The sequence below is a fragment of the Ruegeria sp. AM5 genome (assembly GCF_056540645.1).
The window spans coordinates 1-7,031 of the sequence record NZ_JBQFXC010000024.1 but is presented as its reverse complement, the minus strand read 5'-3'; the positions used below and the strand labels follow the sequence as shown (position 1 = coordinate 7,031).

Here is a 7,031-nt window from a genome sequence, read left to right as displayed (position 1 = left end):
CAGAGAGATCGCGGTTGCTTGTAAACCCGGCGCGCTGATTGTCGATGTTGGCTCAGTTAAAGTAATTCCCGCAGAAATCATGCGGCGGCTGCTGCCGAACCATGTAGACATCGTCGCAACCCACCCCTTGTTTGGTCCTCAGAGTGCCGCGACGGGTATTGAGGGTCTAAAGATCGCGGTCTGCCCCATTCAGGGAAACCGAGATACTAGGCTGGCTGCGTTTTTACGCAAAGCGCTCGGTCTGACCGTCATCATGACGACACCAGAAGATCACGACCAAGAAGCAGCAGTTGTCCAGGGACTCACGCACCTCATTGCCAAAGTGCTACTGCGAATGGGACCGCTGCCAACGCGCATGACAACGAAAAGCTATGACTTGTTATCTGAAGCAATATCCATGGTTCAGCACGATGCGCCAGAAGTATTCGAAGCGATTGAGAAGGCCAATCCTTACGCCGAGACGGTGCGACGACAGTTTTTTGATTTGGCCGCAAGTTTGAGTGTTGAGCTGGAAACAGCGTCAAGGACGCTACAGCACAATGAAAACGGAAATTGATGGAGCGACATCCAAGGTCGACGTCTTCAACACTATCTCCGCATAGCAGTCGCTCACACCGAGTGCGGCGACTGTCTACTTCGGAGTCCACTTTGACCGATGCTGCGCGATACACCAATTACAGCAATGCGCAGAAAGCGGACTTTGCAAAGTGTAGCAGACTGCTCAAAGCGGGTGTTCCTTCCAATAGCAGCGTATGCGGCTTTGAGCTGCGTTCCGCAAATCATTTAAACTGCACAGGACAGCAACATTGAGCCCAGAGTTGCCGATGTGGCAAGTAGCGTGCAACGCGGCAAGGGTTTCAGAAAGAGACATTGAATCTCGCCGATCTACAATCGGGCATACAATCTAAAAGAAATATTTCAGCCCAAAATACGGCCCCTGCTGCGTGACGTCATATGCGAACTCGCCTGAGCTGAGTGTGTCGCTATAATCAATACTGAAATACCGATAGCCGAACGTCAGCGCGACCTTTTCCCAGGGTTGGTAGTCGAATCCCGCGTTGGCCCCAATTTGCAAATCGTTTCCTCCGGCGCCGAAGCCACCCAATTCCAGAGATGCGATAGAGGTCCATTTTTCATTCAAGCGCCACATACCCCTTGCGCCCACGACAGGTTCTATCCAGCCTTCATCGCCCCCCAGAACCGGAAGCGTCATGGGACCAGGGGTTGAAACTGAAATTTCCTGTCGGATCGAATTCAAGCGCGCACCGCCTTGGATATCGACTGCGTATCTTTGATTTTTTCCCCCGTAAGTCCCGTCCGCAACGCGATACGCAGCGAGGATACCAAACCATTTTTGTCGGACGTCAACATTTACATCTGCGTTCAGTGGTCCCGGTAGGCTGGCATCTTGTTCGATGCCGACATAATTCGCATCAACGATGATACCGAAATCACCTTTCCACGCCTCGTATCGGCCTGCTGCTGCAAAATCCAAGACGTCGAGAACATCTCCCAGGCTCAAATCCAACTCAGCGGATTGCCCAGCGACCGTTGAGGTTCCCCGAGTGCGGAGCGGAGTGAACAGATAGAATGATGCGGCGTGACGCCAATTTGCTTCATCCTGTCCCGCGGCAGGCAGGGATTGCGCGACGACGGTCTCTGGGCAGGCCAGGATGGACGCAGAAAACAAAAGGCTGAACAGGGTTCCGGACTTTGGCATAGATGATCTCCACCGAAGTTGATTGAGGATATATTAGTAGTTGAACCGCAGGCCCAGGCCCGCACCTTTGTCGTAAGGGCGGTCGGAACCTATACCGATGAGAAAGTCGGCATAAATCGCTATTCCGGAGCTGAGGTTCTTGCCGATCTGCAACTCTGCGGTCGCTGGCCAAGCATCGTTTTCCCAGTCATATGGCGCTTTGATATCGGCTTTGGCCCAATACCCATCGCCAAACGGTTGCAGCGCAATCAACCGCATTGCGGTCTGGCTGATGTCGGTCGGGCCATTGTACGAAGCAAAATGCTGGAGCAAGGGGATCAGCGTCAGCCCTGATTTTGTGTTTGCAAAGGCGAACCCGCCAAAAGGCGCAATTTGATCGGACCCGGTGCCGATTCCTTTTTCCGGATCGCCAAGGTCCAGTATCCACTCCAGACCAATGGCCGACTTGATGGCCCATGTGTCGTTGAGCGGCCTCTGAGAAGGAAAGTAGATCGCTTTGAGGCTCGCTTTCTCGAAATTAGTGAACCGCGTTCCGGTCACATCTGTTGAGTTGTAGTGCAACTCATATTTCAGTTTCAGATCGGGCCGCAGCATATAGGCACCATCGATAAAGGCGTCCTGCCGATCAGCGCCATTGCCCAGATCAAAATACTGATACCGGATGTCCGTGTTGTTGACTGCGGCCAACGGGTTCGAGGCGTTCTCGTCTGCCATTGAAGGGGTCGCGACGATGCCAGTTGCCAATGCTAGGGCAAGCGCTTGGAGTTTCATACTGTTCCCATGATCTTTGAAGTAGATGTCAAACCCCGCGTTGAGCGCTTCGTTTTGCGGCGCGGGGTTTGCGTTACTCGTAGCAGAGTCACCTATTACTCAGGCTGAATGTCCCGCTTGGCGACAAAGGCATCCACCGCTGCGACAGTTTCGGGACGAAGGTTCGCGATACCTTCATAGGGGCGTCCCGTCGCGGCAGGTTGATCGGGGTACATTTCCTTGAATTTCAGGTGGCGGGCAATGATCCGGTTGAACTCATGACCTGCCCACGCGCCGATCTCTGTCGATACGCTCTGTTCTTCGCGAGGATCTCGGAACAGGTTGTAGAACTTGGCCACGATGGCGTTTTCACCTTTGGCCGGAACCTTGAGCTTGATGTGTTCCTTCACCACCTCTTTCAGCGAGTTGATCGAGTAGATCAGAACATGATCTCGGCGCCCATGCGTATCGCCAATGAACATCAGGGACGTCTGATCGACACCGTCAATGATCCGGTCGCGGGGGATGGCATCCATCGCTCCGCCAATACGTGCTATCGACGTGAACAAGTCAGAGATGTGAATGATGTCCGATACTATCGAGTCTCCCTCGATCAGGCCGGGCAGGCGGGCAAACGCGTCCACCCGAACCCCTCCCTCAGAGGTATCGGCCTTGCCGCCGCGGAAGACCAAAGGTGAAAACCCACTGCCGGGAGCATATTTGGTGAAGTGACCGTTATCGCCCATCAAAACGATCAGGGTATTGTCTCTGAGCCCCAGCGTATCGACTTCCTCAAGAATGACGCCGATCCATTCATCCAGCTCTTCCATGCTTTCAACGAATGTACCGCCGTTGGGTGTCGTGAACGCCTCTTTCGTCGTGCGCGTTGTCGACAGAGGGACAAGAGGCCAGTATTGCAGGAAGAACGGTTCATCCCGCTCTGCTAGCAGGCGCAACTGTTCCATCGCTTGTGCCTGATAGCGGATGTTCATTTCATTGTATTTGTCCTGGGTCCATTTCTCACCCGGTTCCATATGGACTTCGCGGACCTCTCCACCAATGACAGCTTCAAGCCCTGTAATCATGTGTCCCGGATCAGGTCGAAACCAATCATCCAACGTGTACTTGGAATTGTAGTTGTCTTCACCGATGGCCATGGTGATTTCTTCTTTAGCCGCGTCTTCGTTGAAGATGGCCAACTGGCCCTGCTGATGGATCGGAAACGCGGCGTAGTCGAAACCCTGATAAGTCGGCCAGGATTCCTGAATGTCGCCCATGTGCCATTTGCCAACATGCGAGGTATTGTAGCCTACGGATTTCAAAACTTCGGCGAGGGTGACCTCTTCGTCGGCAAGGCCAAAACCTGAAATATCGACGGCAGTATCACCCATCCCATTGCGATACGGCTGGCGACCCGTCATGAAGGCCACGCGCGACGGTGTGCAGGACGGCTCAGTGTACATGCGCGCGAACCGCATGCTTTCCTCTGCCAGCGCGTTGATATTGGGCGTCGAATACCCGCGGATGGCGTTCATCTCGGGCATACCCATGTCGCCAAAGCCCATATCGTCAATCAGGATGTAGAAGATGTTTGGAGGGTTCCCTCCGTTCTTCTCACGAAAATCGGCCAACAGTTGATCAACCTGCGCGTCGTTCTCGACCCAAACGGCCTCGTTTTGCTGCTTAAGTACATAGTACTCCGCATCATGCACGATGTTGCTGTCCTGAGCTGTCGCCGTGAAAGCAGAGCCAGCAAAGGCCAGTGTGGAAAGGAACAGTTTTGATTTCATGAGATACCCCTATTTCATGATTTTTGTGTTTTCAGACCTTCAAGGATCAGGTGATGGCAATAGGTCGAAAGCGAGAGTTCGCTGTCCTCAGCCTGAGAGCGCAACATCTCTTTTTCGCTCTTGGTAAGCAGTGTTACGACACGTTCAGTGCGCGCTATGTCATCAGGCAAGGATGGGCGTCCAAACCTTTTTTCCCCCGATTTGTCTGCCTTGTCTTGCAATTGCCTAAGCCTACGTTTGCGAGATAACATTGCATGACAATTACGCGAGCTGCTGAATGGACCACATCAAAAAACGATCAGTGGAAGAAAAAACCTGCAACCCAAATACTCTTTTATTGCAGGATCCTTCGCAGTTCCGCGAGCTTTCCCAATGGGATGTCGAATTACGCCAACTCGAAAAAGGAAACATGAATTCGGCGGTATCTGTTTGGGCGGGGACTGGTCTCCAAATGATAGATTTGTCGTTTGACAAAGCCGTGTACCAAACCGGTGTATCTCGCCCCGACATTCTGGCGTTTGGACTACCAGACAAAGGGAGTGTACGGACTTGGCTTAACGGCTACCCCTCAGACACCGCTCTGATGAATTTTGGTAGCGGGGACCCTTTTGAAGGCGTGAGCAATTCAACGCTCACAGGCCTGACCTTTGGCATCGACATCCGAAGGGCGGAACGGGTCGCCGACGATTGCGGCCTTGATATCAGCACTGTGCGAAAAAATGCTTCGCGTTCGTTCGTGGGTGATGCTGGCAGATTTCATTCTCAGATCAAAAACAAAGCACGTTTTCTCATAGGTTCCGAGACAGGCCCCAGCACTGAAGGTGAAGAGAGCGATCTGATCCTAGAGCTTCTGGAAATGCTAGTGAACGATGAGAAATGGAGTGATAGAGGCAACAGCAAGAACAGAACCCGCTTGGCGCAAAAGGCAGTTGAATTCATGCGTGCCCATTTGATGGACAACGTTTCAATTGGAGAAGTATGTGCAGACACCCAAGTATCCGCATGTACTCTTCGTCGCGCATTTCAGGAAACTTTCGGTGTAAGCCCCAAACAGTTTTATCTAAGAGCCCGTCTCGGTGCAGTACGCCATGAATTGGTATCCTGCTCGCCAGATCAGAGTATATCGGACGTCGCAAATTCCTTTGGGTTTTGGCACATGGGGCAGTTTGCACGAGACTACAAGGCATTCTTTGGGGAACTACCGACTCAAACGTTATCCGGCAGAATGAACTGAAACAGAGCTTGGTAGCAGTCTTAGGCGCAAAGTTTATGTTAAGCCATTCTTGTTGCGGAGCCAATGTCAGATTTCCGTGGTTAGCGACGCTGAGATATTGGCAGAACGAGGCCTAACTTATCCGCAACACGAGAACTGCAAAGTTGGAATTTGAAGGTCCGCTTCGGGCTGACTGCGGTCCTTTGAATTAAGAATGCGGATGGCTGCAAAGTCCGCAAGGCAGACGTTAGGCGTGATTCAGCGAATGACTGCTCAGAGCCCAAAGCGGTCACCTTATCTTTCGAGCTTACGGCGGATTGGTTGACCTGAGTCAGCGTCTATTTTGAGTTCACCATCACCAACAACTAACGTGCCGTTTACGAGAACGGCTTGCACCCCAACAGCGGGTTGGTTTGCGTTTTCGTATGTGGCTAGATCCGCCACTGTCTTGGGGTCAAAGACGACAATATCGGCATCCATTCCAACTTGCAGACGCCCCTTCTTTCTCATTTGTGGAACGAATTCCTCAAGCGTTTGAGCTGGCATCAAGGACATTTTTCCAATTGCTTCCTTGAGCGACAGCAAACCCCGTTCGCGCACATATGACCGAAGGATTTTGGTGAATGCTCCAGCCGACCGCGGGTGACTGAATACATTTTCGGGAAGTGGCCAATCACTCCCTTCATAGTTCAGAACTGACCCGCTTTCGTCGAAGTAGGACCAAAACACAGCATCCGAGGCGATCATGACTGCTGGGTGGGTAACGGACGCATCCAATAGCGCAAGCGCTTCCGGATCGTTCTCGTCCAGGAAATGCCATGTGACAAAGGTGCCAGGCTCGTTGTCCTGGTAATCGGCGAGCTCTTGTTCTGTCATGCGATCTGAGCCCAGTTGAAAGTTCTGTGCCGTAGAGCTCATGCGTTCTCGCCATCCGTCTCCTGAGAACATCGCGGCTCCTACAACGGTGTTCGCGGCACCGTAAGGATAGGCCTCTACCGTGACGTTAATGCCTTGAGCCTGCGCACGTTCTACCAAATCAAGGGTGGCGTGGATGTCTTCCAATGAAGAACTGTTGATATGACAGATATGCATGTGTGCGCCTGTAAGCGCGGCGTTCGCAATCAATTCTTTTATTGCCTCAAAAGACCCCTGCGGTTCCAAATTCGATGCGTACCGCACGTGCGTATACGTGGCCACGCCATAGTCAGCGGCCATATTTGCCAAAGCAAAGTATTCTTTTTGTCCGTATCCAGGCGCGTATCCTGCATTAACGCCTATTCCCAATGCCCCCTCTTTCAATCCTTGCTCTACTAAGTCCAACAACTCCGCCATACGAAGCGGATCAGCGATTTGTGTCTTCCAATCGTCGAACCTCTGCGCATCTTGAAAATAGGATAGTTCGGCAACAGGCCCTTCACCTGTGAACGCAGCTATTCGGCCAAAGGTCCAAGCGGCAGACGCCCCATAGTGAGCCTCCCCAACTGATCTGGTCCACCGTTATGTTTAGGGAACGGAGGACCACGAATGGCAAACAAGCGACCGAAGCCCGAAGAGATTG

Annotated in this window: 6 protein-coding genes and 1 pseudogene; 2 read left to right on the top strand and 5 right to left on the bottom strand. The window is 52.4% G+C overall.

The window, feature by feature from the left end; translation table 11 throughout:
• Nucleotides 1–556: prephenate dehydrogenase/arogenate dehydrogenase family protein (locus ACR0AH_RS21025; RefSeq protein WP_480593647.1), on the top strand; the 556-nt coding region annotated here is incomplete at its 5' end.
• A gap of 348 nt (nucleotides 557–904) precedes the next feature.
• Here the strand turns inward: ACR0AH_RS21025 and ACR0AH_RS21020 are convergent.
• The 4 genes from ACR0AH_RS21020 to ACR0AH_RS21005 all read right to left on the bottom strand — a co-directional run bounded on the left by ACR0AH_RS21020 (nucleotide 905) and on the right by ACR0AH_RS21005 (nucleotide 4,430).
• On the bottom strand, nucleotides 905–1,720 hold the full coding sequence (locus ACR0AH_RS21020) for a hypothetical protein (protein ID WP_480585028.1): 816 nt from the start codon (nucleotides 1,718–1,720) through the stop codon (nucleotides 905–907).
• Nucleotides 1,721–1,753: 33 nt separating this feature from the next.
• Nucleotides 1,754–2,491, bottom strand: a complete 738-nt coding sequence (locus tag ACR0AH_RS21015; protein ID WP_480593645.1) for a hypothetical protein — start codon at nucleotides 2,489–2,491, stop codon at nucleotides 1,754–1,756.
• Nucleotides 2,492–2,586: 95 nt separating this feature from the next.
• Nucleotides 2,587–4,260 (bottom strand): sulfatase-like hydrolase/transferase, encoded by a 1,674-nt coding sequence (locus ACR0AH_RS21010; protein WP_480593643.1) that lies wholly within the window; start codon nucleotides 4,258–4,260, stop codon nucleotides 2,587–2,589.
• A 14-nt stretch (nucleotides 4,261–4,274) separates the two neighbouring features.
• On the bottom strand, nucleotides 4,275–4,430 hold the full coding sequence (locus tag ACR0AH_RS21005) for a plasmid mobilization protein (RefSeq protein ID WP_170680733.1): 156 nt from the start codon (nucleotides 4,428–4,430) through the stop codon (nucleotides 4,275–4,277).
• A gap of 107 nt (nucleotides 4,431–4,537) precedes the next feature.
• On the opposite strand from ACR0AH_RS21005, the gene ACR0AH_RS21000 reads away from it, so the two are divergent.
• Nucleotides 4,538–5,494, top strand: a complete 957-nt coding sequence (locus tag ACR0AH_RS21000) for a helix-turn-helix domain-containing protein (protein WP_480593641.1) — start codon at nucleotides 4,538–4,540, stop codon at nucleotides 5,492–5,494.
• A gap of 273 nt (nucleotides 5,495–5,767) precedes the next feature.
• On the opposite strand, the pseudogene ACR0AH_RS20995 reads toward ACR0AH_RS21000, so the two are convergent.
• Nucleotides 5,768–6,931 (bottom strand): annotated as a pseudogene (locus ACR0AH_RS20995) (amidohydrolase family protein); the annotation flags it as partial.
• Between the last annotated feature and the right edge of the window lie 100 nt (nucleotides 6,932–7,031).

Bases quoted from the DNA above. Each gene is read 5' to 3' on its own strand.
- ACR0AH_RS21010 (WP_480593643.1), bottom strand. From the start codon at position 4,260: ATGAAATCAAAACTGTTCCTTTCCACACTGGCCTTTGCTGGCTCTGCT.
- ACR0AH_RS21020 (WP_480585028.1), bottom strand. From the start codon at position 1,720: ATGCCAAAGTCCGGAACCCTGTTCAGCCTTTTGTTTTCTGCGTCCATC.
- ACR0AH_RS21015 (WP_480593645.1), bottom strand. From the start codon at position 2,491: ATGAAACTCCAAGCGCTTGCCCTAGCATTGGCAACTGGCATCGTCGCG.
- ACR0AH_RS21000 (WP_480593641.1), top strand. From the start codon at position 4,538: ATGGACCACATCAAAAAACGATCAGTGGAAGAAAAAACCTGCAACCCA.